This window comes from Paraburkholderia sp. IMGN_8, assembly GCF_038050405.1.
Lineage (GTDB): Bacteria > Pseudomonadota > Gammaproteobacteria > Burkholderiales > Burkholderiaceae > Paraburkholderia.
Window position 1 is genome coordinate 1,415,487 of the sequence record NZ_CP150901.1, and the last position, 23,994, is coordinate 1,439,480.

A 23,994-nucleotide genomic window follows, 5' to 3' on the forward strand; every position below is an offset into this window, starting at 1 on the left:
TATTAGCAATATGTTGACAGGATAGTCGTCGTATATATAAAGTGTCAACAACAGAAAACAGTCAGGAGGAGATGTGGATCAGAGCCAGGTGACGGCCGTTGATGGACGTCCGGTGGAAACGCTTTCTGCTGATGTATTTATAACGGGGGGCGGCGCGGCGGGCCTTGCTGCAGCGGTGACCGCTGCGCGACAGGGGTGTCGTGTCGTGCTCGCGGAGCGCTACGGATTTTGCGGCGGCGGCGCGGTAGCGGGTCTTTCCGGCACCGTGTGTGGTCTTTACGAGGCGACCGAAAACGGCAGCGGTCCTGCACAGGTCGTGCATGGTTTCGTCGATGAGTTCATCCGGAAAATGCGTGAGCGCAACGGCCTTGGCGATCCGGTCAAGTACGGGAAGACGTGGACGCTGGTTCACGATCCGCTCGTATGGCGCGAGGTCGGCGATGCCTTCCTGCGTGAAGCAGGCGTGACAGTGATCTATCACGCCACGGTCACCGAGGTGCTCATGGAAGGTGAGGCGTTTCGGGGCGCACAGCTGTACACGAAGCAGGGCAAGGCTCGCGTGTTGGCACCCGTTACCATCGACGCGAGCGGTGACGCCGATCTCGTCTCGATGGCCGGATGGCAGACAACCATGGGTGATAACGGCCACGTGCAGAACCCGACCATGATCTTCAGGCTCGGTGGCGTCGATGTAGAACGTTTTCTGGCCACCTACGGGGCGGACACGATCATGCCGCCGGAAGTCTCCGCAAAGATTGCGGAGGCGAACGGAAAGGGGTATCAGCTACCGCGCGGCAAGATCTGGTTGTTTCCCACCACACGCCCCGATGAACTGCTCTGCAACTGCACGCGCGTGACAGGTTTGGACGGGCGTGAGCTGAATCCGGTCATTCATCGCGACTTCACGGAAGCCGAGTTCGAAGGCCGTGCACAGGTTCGCGAGTACGCACGCTTCTTCAAAGATTTCCTTGCTGGTTGTGAGCGCAGTTGGGTCATCGATACCGGTGTTCAGGTCGGTGTGCGGCAAACGCGGCAGGTTGCCGGCGCCAAGACTTTGCGCAACGCTGATATCCTCGCCGGCGCCAAGTTTGCCGACGGAATCGCGCGTTCGCCCTGGCCGATCGAATTGCATAGCGGCAGCCGGCCACGCGTCGAATGGCTCCTCAACGATTACTATGAAGTGCCCTTCGGATGTTTTGTGCCGGCGGCAGGTGAAAACCTGCTCGTTGCCGGGCGCTGTCTGTCGGCGGAGCACGAGGCTGTCGCATCAGCACGGGTGACTGCCCAATGTTTTTCATATGGTCACGCAATCGGCCACGCCGCGACGCTGGCATCGAAGGAACGCATGAGTGTCCGGAAAATCGCGGGCGAAGACGTCCGTCTTTTGCTGAATCGCGACGGCGCACAACTTAACTGAAGGGATGAAAGATGGAACAGCGAAAGCTTCGCAGCAGCTTTACACCGGGCACCACCCGTTGGGCCGTTCGACGCGCGCAATGGCTTGCGATGGGACTGTCCGAAGAGGATTTCGAAAAACCGAAGATTGCCATCGTCAACTCTTCCAGCAAGCTGTCGGTCTGCTATCAGCATCTGGATGGCGTGTCCCAGGTTGTTCAGGATGCGGTGCGCGCCGCAGGTGGCGTACCGCTGGAAATTCGGACGGTTGCGCCATCTGATTTCGTCACGAGTGCCGGCAAGCAGGGCCGCTATCTGATGCCGACGCGCGACCTGCTCGTCAACGATGTCGAAGTGCAGGTGGAAGGGGCTGAACTGGACGGCATGGTGCTGCTCGCTTCGTGCGACAAGACGACGCCTGCTCAACTGATGGCTGCGGGGCGCCTGAACGTCCCGAGCATTATCGTCGCTTGCGGATTTCAGCTCGGGTCGCAGTGCGGAGACCATCACGTCGATATTGAGGAAGTGTACAAATCGGTGGGGGCGTACAAGGCGAAAAAAATCACGCTCCAGAACCTAACGGACATGACGTGCCATGCGATCAAGGGTCCGGGCGTGTGTGCAGGGCTGGCGACAGCCAACTCGATGCACTGCGTTGCTGAAGCGCTGGGTATGGCACTGCCCGGGAACGCACCGATTCGCGCTGGAAGCGATGAACTCAACGGCTATGCCGAACGCGCGGGGCGGGCGATCATGGATCTGGTCGAGAAGGATATCCGGCCGCGCCAGATCATGACCGCAGCCGCATTTCGCAACGCAGTGCGAACCGCTGTCGCGATCGGGGCCTCGGTCAATGTTCTGCGACACCTCCTTGCAACCGCGATCGAATCTGAATGCGATGTGGACATCATCAGGGAATTCGAGGAAGCCGCCTCGCTCGTTGGGCAGATCACAAAAGTGCGTCCGAACGGCCCCGATCGAATCGAGGATTTCGCCGCTGCTGGGGGGTGTGCTGGCGCGATGAAACAGTTGCAAGGCGTCCTCGATACATCAGTGATGACGGTCAGTGGTTTGACGCTTGGCGAGAACCTTGCGGCGCGGCCTGCGCCGGACGAAAGCGTCATCGCGCCAATGTCCCAACCGTTCCGGGCAGAACCAGGGCTCGTCATCATTCGGGGAAATCTCGCACCGGACGGTGCGGTCGTGAAGCTTTCCGCGGTTCCGGCAAGCGTCCGGCGATTTGTTGGTCCGGCGGCGGTCTTTGAAGATGAGAACGACGCGATCAACGCTATCGAGCAGAGTAAAATCGCGGCTGGCTCAGTCGTGGTGTTGCGCATGCTGGGCCCGAAGGGCGGGCCAGGCACGGTGTTCGCGGCGAGTTTCATGGCAGCGCTTGTTGGCGCAGGGCTTGGCGAGACCGTCGCGGTGGTGACAGACGGCGAACTGTCTGGCCTTAATAGCGGCATCACGATTGGTCAGGTGATGCCGGAGGCGGCCGAAGGCGGACCGCTCGCCGCCGTTCGTGACGGCGACACCATCGCAATCGATCTGAACAGAAAATCAATTGCGCTGGAGTTGACGCCTCAGGAGCTGACCGAGCGGCTTGCCGCCTTGCCACCGTTGCCGCCGACACGGGAAAAGGGGTGGCTCGCAATGTATCGCCAGCTCGTGCAACCGCTCTCGAAAGGCGCGGTGCTCGGCGAGCGATAATTCAACAATGCAGTTGGCAAATCGAGAGATACGTAATCATGAATGGGCCTGTTCCGCTTCCTTCCACGGTTGATTCTGACGACCAGAGTCTGGCCGAGCAGGCCTACGCACAGATCGAGGAACGAATTGCCACGATGGAGTTGAAGCCCGGCCAGATCGTGTCGGAAAATGGACTGTCGAAGCTGCTGGGCCTGGGCCGTACCCCTGTGCGTGAGGCCCTGCAGCAGCTTTCGCGGGAAGGGCTGGTTGTCATCCTGCCGAAGCTCGGCATCGTGGTCTCGGAGATTGACGTTCGCAAGCAGTTACGTCTGCTGGAGGTCCGTAGGGAGGTCGAGCGGCTGCTGGTCGGTGCGGCGGCGAAGAACGCGGACTCCGCGCAGCGCGCCCACTTTGCACATCTTGCGGACCTGATGCCTGTCGCAGGGCGCAGTAACAACGGCAATGAATTCCTTTCGCTCGACCGCACGTTCAACAGGCTTCTGGTCGAAAGTGCGAAGAACGAATATGCGACCTCGGCGATGAAGTTGATGCAGGGCCTGTCGCGACGCTTCTGGTACGCGCACTCTGAGCGCTTCGCCAATCTGCAGGAAACGGCGCAACTCCATGCGGACATCGCGAGCGCCATTGCTGCAGGCAATCGAGATGGCGCAAGGGACGCGCTCGATCGGCTTATCGACAACGTCGAAGCGTTTACTCGGGCCACTCTCGAATCCTGAACGGGCTTCCGGCCGTCCAGTCCGTCGATGAAAGGCTTCGTGCCGTTGCCGACGGCAGTCAGGAAATCATCTATTTGCTGCTCGTGAAAGAAGTACAAGGAATCTGCGGAATTGAAATGCTCCGCATCCGCTTTTCTCCACAAGGCGAGCATTCCTTCTTCGCTTTTGATCGTCCAGTTATCGTTGTAAGGCGGTTCGGTGATGGTCGAGACGCCGGCGATGAAGATCGCACCGCCTCCGTCTGCATGCCGACCGACGCGCCGTTATCTCCGTGAATATGGACCTTCCCGTACAAAGCAGGATTCTGTGAGTTGCTGACCAGAATGTTGGCAATCGCGCCGCTTTTGAACTTGATGATGGCCGCCGCGGTGTCTTCGACTTCGATGTAGTCGTGGTTGACGTTCTTCCACACTCCGTAGACCTCATCGATATCGCCCAGATACCAGAGCAGCAGATCGAGCTGATGAGGTGCCTGGTTCACGAGCACGCCGCCTCCTTCGCCAGCCCACGAGCCACGCCATGGATCGCTTTCGTAGTACTGGCGGTCGCGCCACCCGAGCATGGCGACATTCCCGATGACAGGGCGGCCGATCTTGCCCGCATCGATGGCCTGCCTGATTCGCATCGCGGACGGATAAAAGCTCCGTTGGCACACGACGCCGACCGTGCGCCGGTGTTCTTCGGCACATGAAAGGATGACATCGCAGTCTTCGAGCGAAGAAGCGAGGGGCTTCTCTACGAGAACGTGACAGCCGCTTCTTAAGGCGGCGATCGCAACGGGGGCATGCTGAGGATGCGGAGTGCAGACGCATACAACGTCGACCTGCGCGGCTTCCACCATCTCTTCGACGCTATCGAACGCACGCACGCCGTATTGTTCGCCGAAGGCCTTTGCTCGATCGAGAGAGGTGCTGCATACCGCGACGAAGTCCGAGTTCTCGAGATTCGAGAGCGCCCGGGCATGGAAATGACCGACCTTTCCGCAACCGACGATGGCCGTTCTGAGTTTTTTCATGATGAATCGGTGTTACGTCGTTAGTTTGAAGGCGAGCGAAGCGCTGCTGCCACCGGTCCGGTGGCAGCACACGATGTCGATCGCGGATTGCGTGACGCCAGGAGTAAAGGGGCATCCATCGGCTTGATGGCGCGGCAGGCTCCTGACGGCGTGCCACGGTCAAGTGAAGTCGCTGCAAGCGCAAGTCGACTTCACGATGGAGCTACTGCGATCCGGCCAAGTTGGACATCTGTTTATGACCTGCGATCCTTCAGGGCGCCCGGGGGGCGATCTCGGCCGCATCAGTCTCTACGCGTTGAGATGGGGCCCCAGCAGTGACAGGTCTGCAACTGAAAGACGATCGTGCGCGGTCTGCACCTGATGCCAGTACGGGTAGAGCAGGGGTGGCGCGCTCACCTTGTCGAGCCGCTCGCGATGTTCGGCGCTCAGCCTGAGATTCGCCGCGCCGAGGTTGTCGAGCAGTTGCTTCTCGTTGCGTCCGCCGATGATGACCGACGTGACGGCGGGGCGCCCGAGCGTCCATGCGAGTGCGACTTGAGCGGCCGAGACGTTCTGTTCGCTGGCGATCTCGACAAGCGTGTCGACAATCGACCACAGTCGTTCGGCGTCGCGGATCGGCGGCTCCGTCCAGCCGGCGAACTGGCGCGTGCCCTCGGGCGTCGCGGCGCGGCGGTGCTTACCCGACAGCAGGCCGCCTGCGAGCGGGCTCCAGACGAGAATGCCCAGGCCTTGATCGAGCGCGATCGGCGCGAGTTCGTATTCCGCTTCGCGTGCTTCGAGCGTGTAATGTATCTGCTGGCTCACGAAGCGCGGCAGACGATCGCGTTCGCTCACATGCAATGCCTTCATCAGGTGCCAGCCCGAGTAGTTCGAGCAGCCGACATATCGGACCTTGCCATGCCGGACAAGCAGGTCGAGCGCTTCAAGCGTTTCTTCGAGCGGCGTGAGTCCGTCCCATTCGTGCACCTGGTAGAGGTCGATCACATCGGTCTTGAGACGGCGCAGGCTCGCCTCGCAGGCTTCTATCAAATGGTGCCGCGACAGACCCCGGTCGTTCGGGCCGTCACCCATGGGGAAGCGGGCTTTCGTCGCAATCAGCACGCCGCCTTTGCGCTTGCCGCCGAGCGCCTGGCCGACGATTTCCTCCGACGCACCGTTTGAATAGACGTCCGCAGTATCGATCAGGTTGACACCCGCGTCGATGCACATGTCGATCTGTCGCCGCGCCTCGTCGAGGCCAACCTCGCCGACGCTCGCGAATTTGCCTTTGCCGCCCATCGTCATCGTGCCTAGCGTGATGGTCGACACCTTGAGGCCCGAACGGCCAAGTTGACGGTAGTCCATGATGAAGCAATCTCCATATATGTTGCGAGGATTTACAGCCGGCGTGCGGTCGTTAAGTCAGATTGCGCCCGCATTTCGTGCCCAGTGTTCCTTGACGTCCCCAGACGTTCGACGATAGCGGAGATTGAATTACCATTCCAATAGAAAGATATGATTCAATTGTGCGGGTTTCGTGATTAACCGTCTCTGCAAGAAAGAGTGCCAACGTGGATTTAAAGCAGCTGGAACATTTCGTGGCCGTCGCGGAAGAGCGGCATTTCACGCGCGCGGCGCGGCGCCTCAACCTCGTGCAGTCCGGATTGTCTGCGTCGATCCGCTCGCTGGAAGAAGACCTGGGCGGACCGTTGTTCAATCGCAGCACGAGGCGAGTCGCCTTGACGCCTGCCGGCGAAGTGCTGTTCGCAGAGGCGCAGCGGGTGCTGGCTGCCGCGCGCGACGCGCGGCACGCCGTAACGCAGGTTCACGGGCTCGCACGCGGCCGGCTGAGTATCGGTGCGATTCACGGCCTCGCGCCTTTCGTCGACCTGCCCGCATCGCTAGGACAGTTTCGGGCCGCGTTCGGTGGGATCGATATCGAATTGACACTGGACGGCTCGCGCGCGTTGATCGACGAGGTGAGGGAAGGGCGCCTCGACCTCGCGTTCACACAGCCACCGGATACGTCGCTCGATGGTGTCGGATCGCACATGTTCGCATGCGAAGGAATGGTCGTCGTCTGCGCGACGCATCATCGCCTCGCGGGCGCAAGCGGGCTGTCGTTGGCCGATCTCATCGACGAAACATTCGCCGACCTGCGCCCGGAGTGGAGCGTGCGGCGGCTCGTCGATCGATGCTTTGCGGCGGCAGGGCTGCAACGCCGGACCAGCTTCGAGGTCAACGACATGCCGATGTTGCTTGAACTGGCCGCACAGGGGCTTGCGATCAGCATGGTGCCCGAATCGGTGGCCGCCGCGAGGGGGAGCAACACGCGCGGCGCGCCGGTAGCAACGGCGAGCCTGTGCGAAGCCGAGGAGCCCTGCTGGGAACTCGCGGCCGTTTTTAAGGGAAGTGCGGGAGAACCGCTCATACCCGTCGCCCGTGCTTTCCTGGACTTGCTCAAATTGCCCGCGGTGACAACCTGACGCTCGACTGGCTCCGCGCGGCGATCCTGAACGTGGCGGTAAGCGAACATCCAGTGAACGTGGCCGAATGTCGCTGGCGGGTCACAGCCGTCCGCGCCATGCTTCGGACCGCTCCCCAGCGGTGCCCCCTGTCGGTCACGCAAAAAAAGCAGTCATGCTACGATCGTCGACTCACTGTTCGAATGGATCGGGATCGGGATTGCGACCGCTTGGTGGCGCCGCGATTCCGGCGCTAACGAGGATTCTGATGACTCATTCTGCCCTGACTCCGGGCGCCGTCGCCGTGATCACCGGCGGCGCCGCCGGCATCGGCCTGGCTGCTGCCAAACGCTTTGCGCAGCTTGGGCTGCGCATCTGCATTGCCGACCTCGGCACCGACCGCGTTGCGCGGGCGGTGGGGGAAATCGCCGCGCTGACTGCAAACGGCACGCAAGACGTCTTCGCGGTTGAGACCGACGTCAGCGTCGCCGACGAAGTTCGCCGCCTGCAAGCAACCGTCGTCGAGCGCTTCGGCGGAACAGATGTGCTGATGAACAACGCGGGCGTTCAGCCCGGCAGCGGGATGTTCGGTCCAGCCGAGAACTGGGAGCGCGTGCTGGGTGTCAACCTGTGGGGCGTGATCCACGGTACGCAGGTCTTCGTGCCGGACATGATCAAGCGCGGTCGTCCGGGGCTCGTAATCAACACCGGTTCAAAGCAGGGCATCACGACGCCGCCGGGCGACCCCGCATACAACGTTGCGAAGGCCGGTCTGAAATCGTTCACCGAAGCGCTGCAGCACGAACTGCGCAACACCGTCGACTGCCAGATCAGCGCTCATCTGCTGATTCCTGGCTTCGTGTTCACGGAACTGACACGGAACGGCCGCGTGGAAAAGCCCGTCGCCGCATGGACGCCCGAGCAGACCGTCGATTTCATGTTCGAGCGTCTCGACGCCGGCGACTTCTACATACTGTGTCCCGACAACGACGTGCCGCGTTCGCTCGACGAACTGCGCATTCTATGGGCGGCTGGCGATATCGTCGAGAACCGGCCCCCGTTGTCGCGCTGGCATCCGGACTACGCTCGGGCATTCGAAGCGGTCATCAAGCAGCCCCGTTGACTCAAGGGCCAGCACTATGTGGCAACAAAGTGAAACCTATCCCGATCCCGCAGTGGAAGTGCTCGATCCGCGCTTCCTGAAATACCGGATCACGAACGCGGCGGTCGAGCGGCTTGCGACGGGCATGCGCTTCGGCGAAGGCCCGGTGTGGTTCGGCGACGGCCGCTTCCTGCTGTGGAGCGACATTCCGAACAACCGCATCATGCGGTGGGACGAGGAATCCGGCGCGGCGTCGGTATTTCGCAAACCCTCGGGGTACGCGAACGGCAATACACGGGACCGCCAGGGGCGGCTCATCACCTGCGAGCACGGCAACAGGCGCGTGACGCGCACCGAGTACAACGGCGCGCTGACCGTGCTGCTCGACCGCTTCGACGGCAAGCGGCTGAACTCACCGAACGACGTGGTCGTGAAGAGCGACGACAGCATCTGGTTCACTGATCCACCGTTCGGCATCTCATAACAACTATGAGGGTGTCAAAGCTGAGCCCGAGCTGCCGACCAACGTCTACCGCTTCGACCCGGCCACCGGCCGGGCGGAGGTGGTCGCCGACGACATCGTCAATCCGAACGGCATCTGCTTCTCGCCCGATGAACGCCGCCTCTACATTGTCGAATCGGGCTCGAAGCCGCGGCGCATCCGTGTGTACGATGTCGAGGACGGTCGGCGCCTCGTGCACGGGCGCGTGTTCGTCGATGCGGGCGAAAACGGCGCGCCAGACGGTTTCCGTTGCGACACGGACGGTAACCTGTGGGCCGGTTGGGGCACTGGACCAGGACTCAACGGTGTGATGATATTCGCGCCGGACGGCAATGCGATTGGCCGCATCGCTCTGCCCGAACGCTGCGCGAACGTCTGCTTCGGCGGCGCAGCGCATAACCGGCTGTTCATGGCGGCTGGGCAGTCACTGTACGCGCTATACGTCGATGCGACTGCGGCGGTCGCAACCTGAGCGCGGCCGCCGTGCGTCCACGCTGAGCGCCTGCACCAGCGCCTCATGAAACGGCGTCAGCCGGGTCGACTGCAAGCGCTGCTGATACTTCGGTTCTTCCTGAACCTCCATGTTCAGGTATTTGCTAATCGTGTTGCGCGACAGGCTTGTGAGACGCGCTATCTCGCGTACCGACTTGTTCTGGCGGTGGAACATCCGCCGCACCTTGCCAATCATCGTCATCGGGATCATCCTCAAATACCCTGCCTGAAAAACTAGCAGGATAGGTTGATTGCCCGGCTCAATTTTCAGTCGGCACGATCCCTACAAGTGGCTCAATTTTCGGTCGGCGTAAACAGCCCGCGACGGACAGGCCGGGCTTCTTGGGATGACGGAGATGCCCGTAGTACCGCTGAAGCCGGGTATTCAGCAGAGTCCATTTTTCTGCGGAGTGGGCACGATCTCCTGGGCAGTTTAGGAAGATATATCAACGAGATAGCGTCGCCAACTTGCTGCTGGACTGCGCACAAAAATTGTTAGGCGCAGCACCGCCTAACGGGTAATGCCGGTGGAGGGAAGGAGCTTGTGGTGCAGCGCGATGGCCGCAAGCGACACTCCCGGTCCCTGGCATGCCGCAACGACCTGAGCCTTGAACTCGTGGCTGTAGCGGCGGCGACGACGCCGTCCGAGCGGTGTTTCTTCAATAGTGTTCACGTGTCCACCTATTCGTGGACACGATGCTCCCAAGACCTTCAATGCAACTCAAGACGGGTTGCCCGTGTGCTTACAAACATTCCGCGCCGCAGAGTGGTCCTCTGGTCGCATCGTGGATGCGCTCCGTTCAGAGGTGAAATGCCCGCACTGCCCTGCGAAGGTATTGCGCTTGAGCTTCGAGCGCACTCGCCGCCTGGACGCCATCTTGAGCGAACGCCGCATTTTTCTGCGTCATTCGGTCCATCGTCGTCACGGTAGCATTGACCTGGTCGATGCCTGCACTCTGCTCGCTCGATGCGCTGGCAATCGACTCGACCAGTTGCGAGACACCGGTGACGGCACCCATCAAGTCGACAATGGTTGAGCCGGCCCTGTTGACAGCGTTGCTGCTCAAATCAACTTCTGATGTCATGCCCTTGATTAGGGCGTCGATCTCCTTGGCGGCGCGTGAACTACGTTCGGCAAGCGCGCGCACTTCCTGTGCAACCACCGCGAAGCCTCGACCATTTGCGCCAGCCCGCGCTGCCTCCACGGCCGCATTCAGCGCCAACAGGTTTGTCTGAAACGAGATGCCTTCGATTACTGATGTTATCTCGCGTACGCGTCCTGAACGATGCGCAAGTTCGGTCATTCGCTCGATTGCATCTTTCGCAGCACGGTCACCATCTCCAGCCTTTACGGACGCGACGCGTGCAAGGGCATGGGCCTGCTCTGCGTGCTCAGCGTTCGCCTTGACCGTCGATGCCAGTTCCTCCATCGTCGCGGAAGTCTGCTGAATACCGGCGGCCTGTTCTTCTGCTCTGGCCGCTAGCAGCGTGTTCCCCGCAGCGATACCGGCTGACGCTTCAGTAATGTTTTCAGTTGACGCCCGGATTTCCCCAATCATCGATGCAAGGCGTGCCCGCATTGCTCCCATGGCGAATAGAACGCTCTGCGTATCGCCGGGCTTGACATGGACGCTCACTGAGAGGTCTCCGCCGGCCACTTGTCGGGCTACTTCCGCCGCAAGATGTGGTTCGCCGCCAAGATCCCGAAAGAGGCTCCGTGCCATAGCGAAGCAAATCAGCGCAACTACGCCTAGTCCGCCCAGTACGAACACCACGACGACAAGTTGGACGACATGACCGGAGGCACGTGCGCGGTCGTATTCCTGCTGCGCGACGACCAGTTCCATGTTGCGTAGCGCTGTACCCTGTGCGCGTACTGCCTTCGTCGTTGGTTCAATGGTCTGAGTCTCGACCCACTGAGCCTCGGAAAGATTGTTCGCGGCAAGTAATTGCACCGCTGGACGAAGGCCCTTGTCACGCAAGGAGGCCCAGTTCGACAGAAACTGCGAGGCAAGCTTGCTCTCTTCCTCGGCAGGCGTATTCGCAAGATGCTGCCCCATCAGCGCGTCCACCTGCTGGATGCGACTCGCGGTGGCTTCAGTTACGCGCTTCGTTTTGTCTGCGGACGGGTCGAGAATGGCGTCGCTTACCGAGAAGCGAGTGTCCGCAACTAGTTCGTCAATTGTCGAAATATTTTGCACAGCCTTCGCGCGGCCCTCAAACATGAGCTGCAGCGCGTTGGTTGCGCGGGTAACGCTTATCAGGGCAGTCGCACCTATTACAAGCAAGACAAGGGCCACTGCCGCAGTGACAAAAACGAGGCGGCTTTTAACTGTGAGGTAGCGCATTGATAACCTGCCAAAACCGGAGTGGCGCCACGATCAAGTGCTTGCAGAGTGGTGCCTATCAAATGGAATCGCTGCACACATCGCAGCAGGGCGACTTGATTACGGCGGACGGCCAAGATAATTTAGTGAAAGTTTCGTGACTGAAGGCGGCGGTGTGGAGCATGTGGCGGGAGTGTGTTCGACACTACAAACCTATCGCAGAGCCAGAGTGCATGAAAGAGCGACATCAACCTGCGGCAAAGGGCAAACGCATCGGCACGGACCATGTGTCCGGCAAGTGATGGAGCATTCCTTTAACGATTTCATCCTGAACCGCCGAGATACGCCGTCCTTCACGGCGGCGAGGACGTCAACCAGATTGGACCGTTCCGGCGAGTCTGGCACCAAGTGGCGCGTTTTCCGCCATGCTGGTGGCGCGGCGTCGAGGTTCGGATGATCAATGAATTTACGATCTCTCCACGTGTGAAACTTCGCGATAAATTTCCCATATTTCGCGTAGCGTTTTTCTTTCTGGAACGACATTTTCAAAGCCGGGGATATCTTCGAAAAGCAGCAGAAGGTAGTCGCAGAATTTTGCAAAGTCTCTTTGACTGCCTGCCTGCTGGTTAACGATGAGGGCTAACTCCCGCTTCTGATGATCTGTCAGTGGTGTGCGCACGATTCAGGATAGTTGTAACGATGACCGTTTTTGAATGATGCGCATGAGTCCACGCAGCCACCGAAGCGTTAATCAATTCATAACGATCTAAATCAATCGAGTGAGTTCGTTTGAGTTGCGTTGGCGCACGCGAAATTTCAATGAGTAGGCTCTGTTCCCATTCTTTGCACCATGGCAACGAGTTGACGGGCTCTCTGTCTAATGGACGAGAAGTCACCGGTTTTTGCGCATGAGGTCAGGGCACCGCCGACGCCAACCGCAACTACTCCTTTTACAAACCAACGGCCGACGTCGTCTACAGATACCCTACCGCTGGGCATCAAAGAAGCTTGCGGTAGCTGCGCACCGATACTTTCAATGTGGGTGAGACCGCCAGTGCTCGCAGGAAAGATCTTGACAATATCGGCGCCTGCCTCCAAGGCAGATAAGACTTCTGTGGGAGTGAAGGCGCTGGGGATCGAAACAGCTCCGTATCGTGAACAGACGCGGATCATTTCTGGTATGACCGAAGGAGATAGCAGAAATGACGCTCCCATTCGGATCGCTGTAGACGCTGTATCGGCGTCTAGGACGGTTCCAGCACCTACGGTGATATCGGATATTTTTGCAAGTTCGCTAAGGACTCCTAACCCGTTGACTGTCGTCAGAGCGATTTCAATGCACGTGATGCCGCCTTCGCAGCAGGCGATAGCGGCGTTAAGAGCGACATCCGGATCCTTTTCCCTAACGATAGCGACAATCTTGGAGGCGCGTATCCGGTCGAGCGTATTCAATTTGTTCATCGTGGTTTCGTGGCGATGATGCAACCTCTGTCCTAGCTCCCGTTCAGGCGCATAAGCGCATTTGCAGGCCCCGATTGGTGGCGTTCCTTGAATGACAACCGACAGTCAAGGCGAGCAACTTTGGACTAAATCCATACATGAAGAATGGTAGTGACCATTGTGTGGATACTAATGCCTCTATGTACGTAAAGGCAACAACCTCACGGCTCAGTATGCTGACCGTCGATCTGCTTGGCCCTGCTATCACAAGGGTCTGGCTCATGTCTGATCGAAGCTGATGCGACACCAGGTCGCATCCATCGAAACCTCAAACGCTTTTTGATCTGGTTTAGCTGACGATCGCCTTGAGCCCGTATCTCGTGCGGCTCCCGGAGGAGGATGGCATCTCTCTAGAACGCGTTCACGGGGGGGCGCGTCAATTTGATACAGATTCGTCCATGTGAAACTCCAGAAAAGTGCCATACAATCGCGCTCAACTTTTGACGTTTGTTACTTGTATGTAGTAATAGAAAGTTTGTATGGTATGAGGGCGCATTGGGGTGGCAAAGGCGCGTGCGTGTCGCGCTGGTCAGTCCACTTTTAGCCGTCTTCCTTCTACTCCTTGGGGCGACCACAGAGGAAGGTCTTAGTATGAGAGAAATCTGCAGGAACCTATTTCGATACTCCGGCTTGGCACTTGCGCTTTCAAGCGTCAGCGGTTGCAGCAGCTGGGTACTGTTCGACACGAAAGGCAGTGTCGGTCTTCAGGAGCGTGACCTGATCATCCTGTGCATCGGGCTGATGCTATTTGTAGTCGTACCGGCCATCTTATTGACCTTTGCGTTCGCGTGGCGGTATCGAGCGTCCAACACAAGTGCTCGTTACACACCTGAATGGGCGCATTCCACCAAGATCGAAGTGGTTGTTTGGGGTGTTCCGCTGTTGATTATTATTGCGTTGGCAGTGATCGTCTGGACGTCAACTCATAAGCTGGATCCGTATCGACCTCTTGACGTTCCAGGCGAACCGATCAATGTCGATGTGATCGCAACTGACTGGAAATGGATTTTTGTCTATCCGGATCTGGGCATCGCTACGGTCAATCAACTGACGTTTCCCGCTCATCGGCAGCTGGCGCTCAGAATTACTTCAAATTCTACGATGGGCACCTTTTTCATTCCGCAACTGGGGGGGCAGGTGTATGCAATGGCCGGAATGCGGACCCAACTGCACTTGATGGCAAACGAAGAAGGCAAATACCGAGGGATGTCAGGCAATTTCAATGGTCCTGGTTTCTCGGACATGAAGTTTGTCGCAAATGCCACCAGTGAAGAGGATTTCAAGCGCTGGGTTACGCAAGTGAAGACTTCCCCCCTGACGTTGGATTTCAACACTTTCCTTAAGATTGCAAAACCTAGCCAAGGCAACGGGGTTGTGCAGTTTTCACAGGTACAGCCAGGCCTGTTCAAAATGGTCATCGATCAGTTCGTGGATTCCGGAACCGTTACCGCAGCGGCCCATGCCACCGCGGACGTAGGCTCTTCGTCGGAAAAAAAGGAGTAAATAACTCATGTTTGGCAAATTGACTTGGGCGGACGTGCCATTGCACGAGCCCATCATCGCCATCACTCTGGCCGTCATCGCCGTGGGCGGACTAGCTGTGTTGGCGGCAGTTACGTATTACCGCAAGTGGACGGTCTTGTGGACTGATTGGATTGTCTCAGTTGACCACAAGCGCATTGGCGTTATGTATATCTTCGTTGCCCTTATCATGCTGGTACGAGGATTTGCAGATGCGATTATGATGCGGACGCAGTTGGCACTCGCCGGGCCTGGCCATGAAGGATTCTTGCCTCCGCATCACTATGATCAGATATTCACCGCCCATGGCGTGATTATGATCTTTTTCGTTGCGACGCCATTTATCGTTGGTTTGATGAACGTCGTGGTTCCGCTGCAGATCGGCGCGCGCGACATGGCATACCCGTTCTTGAACGCATTCAGCTTTTGGCTGTTTGTCGTCGGTGTCGTTCTGGTTATGTTGTCATTGGGAGTAGGGGAATTTGCCCAAACCGGTTGGGTGGCCTATCCACCGCTCTCCGACATCCAGTTCAGTCCCGGGGTAGGGGTCGACTATTACATTTGGGCTTTACAGGCATCGGGGCTTGGGACGCTGCTTACCGGCGTCAACCTGTTCGCGACAATCTTGAAGATGCGTGCACCAGGTATGACGCTGATGAAGATGCCCATCTTCACATGGACAGTCTTTGTAACCTGCGTGATTATTATTGCTGCCTTCCCGATCTTGACCGTTGCATTGGCCGCACTGGCGCTTGATCGTTATCTCGGTTTTCATTTCTACACCAACGAACTCGGCGGTAATCCTACGATGTACGTGAATCTCGTATGGGCGTGGGGACATCCCGAGGTATACATCTTGGTTCTTCCTTCGTTTGGTGTCTTTTCGGAAGTAACCGCTACGTTTGCTCGCAAAAAATTGTTTGGCTACAAGTCCATGGTCGGTGCAACGCTGGCTATTGGCATCCTGTCGTTCCTCGTGTGGTTGCACCATTTCTTCACGATGGGTTCAGGTGCGAATGTCAATAGCTTCTTCGGCATTATGACAATGATCATTGCCATCCCCACTGGCGTGAAGATCTTCACCTGGCTATTTACCATGTATCGCGGGCGTGTGGAATTTACTCCACCCATTCTATGGACACTTGCGTTTCTGGTGACATTCACTATCGGTGGTATGACCGGCGTGCTGTTGGCTATCCCGGGGGCGGACTTCCTGCTGCACAACAGCCTTTTCCTTGTTGCGCACTTTCACAATACGATCATTGCTGGGGCACTCTTCGGCTATTTCGCTGGATTTTATTACTGGTTCCCTAAAGCATTTGGCTTCAAGCTGAATGAGCGTCTAGGAAAGTACTCTTTCTGGTGCTGGGTCATTGGGTTCTACTTGGCGTTTATGCCTTTGTATATGCTGGGATTCATGGGCATGACGCGCCGCTTGAATCATTACGACAACCCCGCCTGGACGCCTTATCTGCAGGTGGCGCTGGTTGGAGCTGTTTTTATTCTTGCAGGCATTGGTTTCATGATCCTGCAGATAATAGTGAGCATCCGTGACCGCAAGAAGAATCTCGATCTGACAGGCGATCCGTGGAATGCTCGTACGCTCGAATGGGCAACGTCGTCGCCGCCTCCGTTTTACAATTTTGCCGTGGTGCCTCGAGTAGACAAAATAGATGCATTCCACGAAGCGAAAAAACGTGGTGTGTCGGCGAAGCAGACAAAGTACGCACCTATCCATATGCCCCGCAGCACCGGGGTTCCATTTGTTATAAATGTATTTATTCTGCTTCTCTGTTTCGCGCTCATCTGGCACATCTGGTGGCTCGTTGGAGCAAGCTTTGTCGCTACGATTGTTACCGTCATTATGCGTTCATACGACGACGACACCGACTATTACGTGTCGGCCGCGGAGGTAGAACGCATCGAGAACGCACGCCGTTCACACCTGACGCAAAGGGCCTGAACTTATGTCCACTCAAACATTAATTGAAATTACAGACGACCGTGTCCATGAAAGCGACGAACACGCTCATGCCCACGACGAGAACGCTCACGGCTCGGTTAAGGTGTTGGGGCTCTGGGTCTACCTGATGTCGGACTGTATCCTTTTCGGATCGTTATTTGCCTCATACGCGGTGCTAAGCGGTGCGTTTGCAGGCGGCCCTGGTCCGAAGGATATCTTTGAGTTGCCGTACGTGCTAGTCGAAACATTCGTGCTGCTGTTTTCGAGCATCACCTACGGCTATGCCATGCTAGGTGTGCATCGCCGTGATCAGCGCGCTGTCCAGAGGTGGCTGGCTCTGACCTTCGTACTTGGAGCAGTTTTTATTGGTATGGAGGTGTATGAGTTTCATCACCTGATTGCTCACGGTTACGGTCCGAATAGAAGCGGATTTCTGTCAGGCTTTTTCGCACTCGTGGGAACCCACGGTCTTCACGTAGCGTCTGGCCTGCTTTGGATGGCAGTAGTGCAGCACCAAGTCGCGACAAAGGGATTGACGGCAACGAATGTGACTCGCCTTTCCTGTCTGAGCTTGTTTTGGCACTTTCTGGACCTTGTCTGGGTTTGCGTCTTCACTATCGTCTACCTCATCGGAGCGTTCTGATAATGTCAAATCATGCGACTAACCGCGCCGGAGAAGCTCACGGCACCGCAAAATCTTACAACGTCGGATTTCTGTTTTCGATAATCCTGACCGTAATCCCATTTGCTTTGGTTATGCATCCGGTGCTTCCGCGCTCTACTACGTTGCTAGTGGCCGTAATTTTGGCCGTCGTGCAGGTTATCGTGCAACTTGTGTATTTCTTGCACATGAGTCGATCTTCCGAGGGTGGGTGGAACTTGATCAGCTTTGTTTTTACGTTGGTCATCCTCTTCATCATTGTTGCGCTATCGGTCTGGATCATCTGGAGCATGCATTACAACATGATGATCAACTGATGCGGCAACGCGCACGTTCAACCGTGGACTACTCAGACATGTTTCGCCCATACCTGCAGCTTACAAAACCCGGCATCGTGATCGGCAATCTCATTTCCGTCACGGGAGGCTTTCTGTTGGCCTCGAAAGGAAACGTGAACTGGATCCAGGGCTGCATGGTAGTACTGAGCGTCGCGCTTATCGTTGCTTCTGGGTGCGTGATCAACAACATCATCGATCGCGACATCGATGGGCTGATGACACGTACCCGGAGCCGTCCCATGGTTACCGGCAGAATCCCTGTCGGACTGGCGCTGCTCTATGGATGTGTCTTGGGCGTGGCGGGAACAGCGATTCTGTACGGTGCGACTTCATGTCTGCTACCGGTGATACTTGTGTTGCTGGGCTATGTTGTATATGCAGGCCTTTATAGTCTCTACTTCAAACGAAATTCGATCCATGGAACACTGATTGGAAGCATTTCTGGGGCCATGCCGCCAGTCGTCGGATACTGCGCGGCTAGCGGCGGATTCGATGGAGCTGCGGTGACGTTGCTGGTGATGTTCAGTCTCTGGCAGATGCCTCACTCGTACGCCATTGCCATCTTTCGCGCGAGAGACTACAAGGCTGCCTCGATCCCCGTATTCCCAGTCATGAAAGGCATTTCAACCGCCAAGCGGCACATTGTTGCTTACATCGTAGCCTTCACAGGCGCGACGCTCATGCTCGGCGTTCTGGGCTATGTTGGCAAGGTCTACATGCTCGCTGCGCTCATAGGTGGGGTTTACTGGTTTTGTTTGGGACTCGCGGGCTGGACAGCCAGTAACGATATCAAATGGGCGCGGAAAATTTTCTTCACATCAATCGCCCTCATAACCGTACTAAGTGTGGCGATGTCGGTGGATTTCCATCGACCACTGCCTGCCCAGAGCCTGGTTTTCCAGGGACAGTAGCTGCCACTTGTCGCAATGACGGAGACAGGTGTTGGGTCGACCTCGTCAACGCGAACACCCAAATTAAGCGCTCATGTACGGTCACCTGATTGGCTGACTTTGTGCCTTCGTCGGGTGTTGCTTTTGGGACAGGGGACGTACTATGTTGACGTCCTCGCCGCCTTGGAGGACCCGGTCTCACGGCGCTACCAGTTGACATCCTCCCCGCCCTGAAGGACGGGGTATCTCGACGGTTCCTGATGAAGGAGGCTCTAGTGGTGGCTCTATTGAGCGTCGTACCGGCCGCGTTTGCCGAGGCACCGGTATGCCAATGTCATCTCTAACCATCGACGGATGCTGAATGCGACTCCTGCCTATGAGCGCACCGGCGGCTACTTAGTTCGTCGTGAGGAATTCAAATCGTTAGCTTGACGGTGAACAAAACTGCGCATGCAAATTGTCTTCGCATGTCAAAGGGCTGCCTCCCTACGAAGGAGACCGGCGCAAACGCCGCCGCCACGGGTACCTTTCGCACTCAGGTGCGGCGAGCCGCTCCGGGTGGCAAGCCAGTGCTCGCGCATCTTTCTGTACGCTGCATGGACGCCGCGTCTCTCTTCACTACACCTCAAAGCAATTGCCGAAGGTCATCAACGCAGTCTTGAGCGCTCTCCTCATAGCGCAGGGCGAAACGAAGATGCCCGGTGGTGTCAATGACGTAATCGAGCGAAGAGTGTTCCATGGTGTACGAATCTCCTGAGGGAACCTTTCGATAGAAAGCACCAAAGGACTTGGCGACATTGGCCGTTTGCTCTGCGTCACCGTATAGACCGACGAACGTCGGATCGAATGCAGTTGTGTATGCCTTGAGGATTTCGGGAGTATCGCGCTCGGGATCGACAGAAACAAAAAGTACCTGCAGTTTCTTGCCTTTGTCTCCAAGTAACGCCTTTATTTGAGCGGCACGCGCGAGGGATGTCGGGCAGACGTCGGGACAATGGGTATAGCCAAAGAGCAGGATGATTACGTCACCGCGGAACTCGTTCAGGGATCGCAGATTTCCGTTGAAATCTCGCAACTGAAATGTGCCAGCAAGGGGCAGGGTTGACAGGTCCACTCCGTGCAGTTTCGACGTCTCTTTCTGATCGCAGGCCGCGAGACTGAACAGCAAGACTGAACCGAGCAGGAGGCGGCGACGTCCGGGTATAAATGGGCTGCTATCGGACAGCCAGGTCTTCCTGGTGCGAAACATGTGGGAAACTCCATAACTGGCTCGCGATGGAGTTCTGCGCGCATCGCGGACCGACTTTGTCGCCGCCTTCATCGTGTGAAATATGATGAGACAGAGTTTTTAATGGCTGCCACTGGGCTTGGTACTCCAGGGGCAGTAGCAACCGACGACCACCGTTGTGGGGAAGGGTTCGACATGCCGCCCGGCAACGAGCTTGTCCAGAATGGGCTCGACAAAGCTATTCGTCGAACTGCAGACCAGACCTTGGCTATACGGTCCGGCATACGCCAGTTTGCCGTCCGGTCCCCAGATGGCCATCGATGGACTTGCCGGTATACGCTCCATCCCATCAATATGGGACAAGGGTTTGAGCTTGCCTCGCAAAAAGGCAGGCAACTGTCCGCGCGTGCCTGGTTTCTGCACACTGTAGAAGTCAATATTCGATCCCCTGAACATCGTAATCAGATAGTTCAGATGCGCGTCCGTATTCTCGTTGCAGGTTGTGCAGTCAGGGTCCCAGAAATGCACAACCCGGATATGACCAGTGTTTCCTGCCAGTTCTGGTGGCAGGCGCAACTGCGCATCCTGAAATAAGACGGCTTTATCGGCATAGCTCGTCAGACCACCAACGCCGAAATACCGCCATAACCCAACTCCAGTGGCTATCAGGATGGCCGAAGCTGCACACAAGAAGAGAACAACAGGACGGCGACGCAAGAAGGGGATGGCTGACGGGCCGCGATCGTCCTCGTGACTTAACGACATTTCAATACACTCCACTAGCGCTTGGCGTGGCTAGCGCCGGTGCTGGAATTTAAGCTGAAATTGTTTCTCCATCTCCCGGCATGAATCTTCTTGGAAACTACGGGAGGGTGACGATTGAGCGAGGTCTTCGCTGCGACGCCGGCACTCATCAATGGCGCGACGCTCACCGGCCTGGACCGCGGCCGTTTGAGGCCGCGAGATCCCGTATACAAGGACCCCGAGGATCAAGGCGACGAGCAGTATTGCGCTCAGTAGTAACAGTAGGAATTGCTGCCTGCTTGCATCGTCGCGTCGTTCTTGAGGATTCGCAATTTCCATACAAATGTGTAAATTTTAACTGACATACATTAATTGTACGGAATACCTGCGCAGCTTTGTTGTGCTCGGTCGACCGGTGCGCTGTTTTGTCGTACTCCTGGTGGGCGGTCGAACTTGCGTCTTCTTGTCGCGGGCCTAGGGCAATGTAGGGCGCGGTCGAACCCACTTTCCGTGCCCGAGACTGCTACGGGCCGCGTAGTTCTACTTTGGTCGCCGGGACAGGAAGTCGGTCTCCAGGCACCACTAGCGCGAACCTTGGTCGTAAGCGGCCGGTGCGTGCGCGTTGGGCAGGCGCGGCGCGCCACCTTCTTCCTGCAGCAGTGCGATGGTTTTTTGCATGGTTGTCAGTCACGCGTTGCTTCTATATCTTAATCCATACATTGAGTTATAGTACGCATACACAAAGCAGCAGATGCATACAAACTGTAACCAGGCAATTTTTCGGGATTTTCAAGCCAAATCGGCATCGCAACTGGCGATACGATGAGGGCAGCCGGTTCGTCCAGACATGGGAAAGATAGGCAATGACTGAGCGTTTCTTGATTTCAGCCAATCGGTTGCGTGATGGAGCCGTCGTCTGGCTCGACGCCCGGCATAGTTGGGTGGAAAGTTTGGTGGATGCGTGTGCGTTCGATGAGGCCCAGCTTGAGGCGGCGAAAGCAGCGGGGCAGGTCGATGCGCTCAACTACATCGTCGCGCCGACGCCACGTGCGGCGCACTTGGTCGGCGGGCGGCCTGAGCCGGTCGACTTTCGAGAATTAATCCGTTCGCGCGGTCCCTCGGTGAGAGCGGATCTCGGCAAGCAGGCATCCGATTTGGAGCGACGTTTGCCACGTCGCACGCCGCCTCTCGTTTCGGTCGATGTGAGTCACGCAGGGATATACCGATATGATCACTCCGAGCGCGAATTCCTGAAGGATCGCGCAGCCCAGTTCGGCCAGCAGGTTGAGCGCCGCCTATCGGGTGAACTCGATGAGGAGGAGTTCAAGGTCTATAGGTTGATGAATGGTCTGTATCTTCAGTTGCATGGCTACATGCTCAGGGTGGCGGTGCCCTATGGCACGCTGAGCGGCATTCAAATGCGTCAACTCGCGTATATTGCGCGGACATACGACAAGGGATACGGACACTTCACTACCCGCCAGAATCTGCAGTTCAATTGGCCGCGCCTTGACGATACGCCGGAAATTTTGTCTGTTTTGGCCGACGCCGATCTGCACTGTATTCAGACAAGTGGAAACTGCGTGCGCAACGTAACGACAGACCATTTTGCCGGGGCTGCCGCCGATGAAGTTGTAGACCCACGAGTTCACGCTGAGATCCTGCGGCAGTGGTCGACAGACCACCCAGAATTTACTTACCTGCCACGCAAATTCAAGATCGCCATCACGGGCAGCCCGGTCGATCGGGCTGCCGTCCGATTTCACGATATCGGAATCCTTGCGCGTAGGAATGACAAGGGTGAAACCGGGCTTCAGGTGTACGCGGGGGGCGGGTTAGGTCGAACTCCGATCGTCGGTACGAAGGTGCGTGACTGGCTCCCCGAGCGTGATCTGCTCAGGTATGTCGAAGCTATCCTTCGCGTCTATAACGCGTTGGGTAGGCGTGACAACATCTACAAGGCCCGAATCAAGATTCTCGTCCGTGAAATGAAGCCCGGGAAGTTCATCGAGATGATCGAAGAGGAGTTCGCGGGGCTGCCAACCGATCGGCAGTATGTCGAGCCGGAAATTGTACGGGCCATCCAGGCTCGGTTCGTCACGCCGAATTTCGAGAGATTGTCGTCTGACTCGTCGGAGTTCAGTACAGCATTGAACCAAGATAAGGCCTTTGGCCATTGGGTCCGCAGTAACACCCATCCGCACAAGATGCCGGGCTATATCAGTGCGGTCGTTTCCTTGAAACCGCCCGGTGGTATTCCTGGCGACATCAGTGCCGAGGAGATGGAGGCCATTGCCGAATTGGCGGAAGCTTATTCGCTCAACGAGGTTCACGTGTCTCACGAGCAAAACCTGGTGCTTCCGCATGTGAAGTTAAGCCAACTGTATGAACTGTGGGGAGCGCTTGGGGCGGCAGGTCTGGCTACGCCGAATATCAATCTGATCTCGGATTCCATCGCGTGTCCGGGTCTCGACTATTGCAGCTTGGCAATGGCGAGGTCGGTTCCGGTCGCCCAACGTATCGCGTTGCGCTTCAACGAAGACAAGCAGCGCGATATCGGTGAACTGAAGCTTAACGTCTCAGGTTGCATCAACGCCTGCGCTCACCACCATATCGCACATATCGGGATTCTGGGCGTGGACAAAGGCGGCGAGGAACATTACCAGATTACGCTGGGCGGTAGTGGGGATGAAAAAGCAGCCGTAGGTAAGATTCTGGGGCCGTCCGTCTCTTATGACGATGTACCTGCCGTAATAGAGTCCATCGTGGACGTGTACCTCAAGCAACGGGAAGACGGTGAACGCTTTATCGACACATACCGCCGTCTAGGCATCGATATTTTCAAGGAGGCCATCCGTGGTTTTGATTGATAGAAGCGGTGCTGTCACCGAGGATCCATGGGATTATCCTCAAGAGGGACGGGACCTTCTGCATTCACAACACGCCAACTCTGAACGGATTGTGGTCCGTTTGGAACAGTGGGGAGAATTTGAGTCCAGGTTCGGCGCTAGTGCGTCCGGAATATGGGTGTTCGCCGAACAGGACGCAGGCAGTCTAGTCCCGCTGCTTGACCACGTCGAACTCATCGTAGTCGAATTCCGCGCGTCCCGCGACGGCCGTGGATTCACGCTCGCCCGCATGCTCAGGGAGCGCTATCGATTCGAAGGCGATATCCGCGCCGCAGGGCCGTTGCTCCCAGACCAGTTCGCCGTCCTTCTGCAGTGCGGTTATACGAGTTTGCTGGCCTCGTCGCGTGTCCCCATAATCCGATGGCGCGATGCTGCTGTTTCGCTTGATAAGGCGAAAGCGAAACCACGGACGTTTTTGGATCGCCTGTCTCGCCAGAGTGGCGGCTAGCATTGACCGTAAGCGTCGTGGTGATCGCACACATTCAGTCTGGATTTACGGTGTCTAGCGGCATCCGAAATCGGGCGATCGCCTTCCGA

The 23,994-nt window shown here is 57.3% G+C and carries 19 protein-coding genes and 2 pseudogenes; 13 read left to right on the forward strand and 8 right to left on the reverse strand.

The window, feature by feature from the left end:
- Positions 1 to 73: 73 nt before the first annotated feature.
- The 3 genes from WN982_RS27650 to WN982_RS27660 are packed head-to-tail and all read left to right on the forward strand — an operon-like array spanning position 74 to position 3,821.
- Positions 74 to 1,417 carry an FAD-dependent oxidoreductase gene (locus WN982_RS27650; RefSeq protein ID WP_341318769.1) on the forward strand — a complete coding sequence of 448 codons (1,344 nt, stop codon included), beginning with the start codon at positions 74 to 76 and terminating at the stop codon, positions 1,415 to 1,417.
- An 11-nt stretch (positions 1,418 to 1,428) separates the two neighbouring features.
- Positions 1,429 to 3,105: a dihydroxy-acid dehydratase gene (gene ilvD, locus WN982_RS27655; RefSeq protein ID WP_341318770.1), complete on the forward strand. Its 1,677-nt coding sequence runs from the start codon at positions 1,429 to 1,431 to the stop codon at positions 3,103 to 3,105.
- A 38-nt stretch (positions 3,106 to 3,143) separates the two neighbouring features.
- Positions 3,144 to 3,821 carry a GntR family transcriptional regulator gene (locus WN982_RS27660; protein ID WP_341318771.1) on the forward strand — a complete coding sequence of 226 codons (678 nt, stop codon included), beginning with the start codon at positions 3,144 to 3,146 and terminating at the stop codon, positions 3,819 to 3,821.
- A gap of 70 nt (positions 3,822 to 3,891) precedes the next feature.
- On the opposite strand, the gene WN982_RS27665 is transcribed toward WN982_RS27660, so the two are convergent.
- Complete coding sequence (locus WN982_RS27665) at positions 3,892 to 4,836, reverse strand: Gfo/Idh/MocA family oxidoreductase (protein ID WP_341318772.1); 945 nt, start codon at positions 4,834 to 4,836, stop codon at positions 3,892 to 3,894.
- A gap of 288 nt (positions 4,837 to 5,124) precedes the next feature.
- Complete coding sequence (locus WN982_RS27670) at positions 5,125 to 6,180, reverse strand: aldo/keto reductase (RefSeq protein ID WP_341318773.1); 1,056 nt, start codon at positions 6,178 to 6,180, stop codon at positions 5,125 to 5,127.
- 206 nt (positions 6,181 to 6,386) lie between these two features.
- On the opposite strand from WN982_RS27670, the gene WN982_RS27675 reads away from it, so the two are divergent.
- The 3 genes and pseudogenes from WN982_RS27675 (at position 6,387) to WN982_RS27685 (ending at position 9,356) form a co-directional block, all read left to right on the forward strand.
- The gene (locus tag WN982_RS27675; RefSeq protein WP_341318774.1) at positions 6,387 to 7,301 is read left to right on the forward strand and encodes a LysR substrate-binding domain-containing protein; all 915 of its coding nucleotides are present in this window, start codon (positions 6,387 to 6,389) and stop codon (positions 7,299 to 7,301) included.
- Between the two features lie 247 nt (positions 7,302 to 7,548).
- Positions 7,549 to 8,403, forward strand: a complete 855-nt coding sequence (locus tag WN982_RS27680; protein WP_341318775.1) for an SDR family NAD(P)-dependent oxidoreductase — start codon at positions 7,549 to 7,551, stop codon at positions 8,401 to 8,403.
- A gap of 16 nt (positions 8,404 to 8,419) precedes the next feature.
- Positions 8,420 to 9,356: pseudogene (locus WN982_RS27685) on the forward strand (SMP-30/gluconolactonase/LRE family protein).
- On the opposite strand, the pseudogene WN982_RS27690 reads toward WN982_RS27685, so the two are convergent.
- The 4 genes and pseudogenes from WN982_RS27690 to WN982_RS27705 all read right to left on the reverse strand — a co-directional run.
- A pseudogene (locus WN982_RS27690) lies at positions 9,357 to 9,578 on the reverse strand (IS21 family transposase); the annotation flags it as partial.
- A gap of 309 nt (positions 9,579 to 9,887) precedes the next feature.
- Positions 9,888 to 10,049, reverse strand: coding sequence for a transposase (locus WN982_RS27695; protein WP_341318776.1), 162 nt, complete (start codon positions 10,047 to 10,049; stop codon positions 9,888 to 9,890).
- Positions 10,050 to 10,176: 127 nt separating this feature from the next.
- Complete coding sequence (locus tag WN982_RS27700) at positions 10,177 to 11,724, reverse strand: methyl-accepting chemotaxis protein (protein ID WP_341318777.1); 1,548 nt, start codon at positions 11,722 to 11,724, stop codon at positions 10,177 to 10,179.
- 795 nt (positions 11,725 to 12,519) lie between these two features.
- Entirely contained in the window at positions 12,520 to 13,164 is a 645-nt protein-coding gene (locus WN982_RS27705) for a bifunctional 2-keto-4-hydroxyglutarate aldolase/2-keto-3-deoxy-6-phosphogluconate aldolase (RefSeq protein WP_341318778.1), read from the reverse strand.
- A 630-nt stretch (positions 13,165 to 13,794) separates the two neighbouring features.
- On the opposite strand from WN982_RS27705, the gene cyoA reads away from it, so the two are divergent.
- The 5 genes from cyoA to cyoE are packed head-to-tail and all read left to right on the forward strand — an operon-like array spanning position 13,795 to position 18,597.
- Complete coding sequence (gene cyoA, locus WN982_RS27710) at positions 13,795 to 14,706, forward strand: ubiquinol oxidase subunit II (protein ID WP_341318779.1); 912 nt, start codon at positions 13,795 to 13,797, stop codon at positions 14,704 to 14,706.
- Between the two features lie 7 nt (positions 14,707 to 14,713).
- Complete coding sequence (gene cyoB / locus WN982_RS27715) at positions 14,714 to 16,687, forward strand: cytochrome o ubiquinol oxidase subunit I (RefSeq protein WP_341318780.1); 1,974 nt, start codon at positions 14,714 to 14,716, stop codon at positions 16,685 to 16,687.
- A gap of 4 nt (positions 16,688 to 16,691) precedes the next feature.
- The gene (gene cyoC, locus WN982_RS27720; RefSeq protein ID WP_341318781.1) at positions 16,692 to 17,330 is read left to right on the forward strand and encodes a cytochrome o ubiquinol oxidase subunit III; all 639 of its coding nucleotides are present in this window, start codon (positions 16,692 to 16,694) and stop codon (positions 17,328 to 17,330) included.
- A gap of 2 nt (positions 17,331 to 17,332) precedes the next feature.
- A complete protein-coding gene (gene cyoD, locus WN982_RS27725) occupies positions 17,333 to 17,665 on the forward strand; it encodes a cytochrome o ubiquinol oxidase subunit IV (RefSeq protein WP_341318782.1) in 333 nt (110 codons plus the stop codon).
- Entirely contained in the window at positions 17,560 to 18,597 is a 1,038-nt protein-coding gene (cyoE, locus tag WN982_RS27730; protein ID WP_341318783.1) for a heme o synthase, read from the forward strand. Before cyoD ends, cyoE begins: the two co-directional genes overlap by 106 nt.
- Positions 18,598 to 19,201: 604 nt before the next feature.
- On the opposite strand, the gene WN982_RS27735 is transcribed toward cyoE, so the two are convergent.
- Together WN982_RS27735 and WN982_RS27740 are read right to left on the reverse strand one after the other, a co-directional pair.
- Positions 19,202 to 19,825 carry an SCO family protein gene (locus WN982_RS27735; protein ID WP_341318784.1) on the reverse strand — a complete coding sequence of 208 codons (624 nt, stop codon included), beginning with the start codon at positions 19,823 to 19,825 and terminating at the stop codon, positions 19,202 to 19,204.
- A 99-nt stretch (positions 19,826 to 19,924) separates the two neighbouring features.
- A complete protein-coding gene (locus tag WN982_RS27740) occupies positions 19,925 to 20,569 on the reverse strand; it encodes a DUF6436 domain-containing protein (RefSeq protein WP_341318785.1) in 645 nt (214 codons plus the stop codon).
- Positions 20,570 to 21,411: 842 nt separating this feature from the next.
- Between WN982_RS27740 and WN982_RS27745 the strand changes: the two genes are divergently transcribed.
- Positions 21,412 to 23,418 carry a DUF2849 domain-containing protein gene (locus WN982_RS27745; RefSeq protein WP_341318786.1) on the forward strand — a complete coding sequence of 669 codons (2,007 nt, stop codon included), beginning with the start codon at positions 21,412 to 21,414 and terminating at the stop codon, positions 23,416 to 23,418.
- A gap of 157 nt (positions 23,419 to 23,575) precedes the next feature.
- The gene (locus WN982_RS27750) at positions 23,576 to 23,905 is read left to right on the forward strand and encodes a DUF934 domain-containing protein (RefSeq protein ID WP_341319442.1); all 330 of its coding nucleotides are present in this window, start codon (positions 23,576 to 23,578) and stop codon (positions 23,903 to 23,905) included.
- The last annotated feature ends 89 nt before the right edge of the window (positions 23,906 to 23,994 follow it).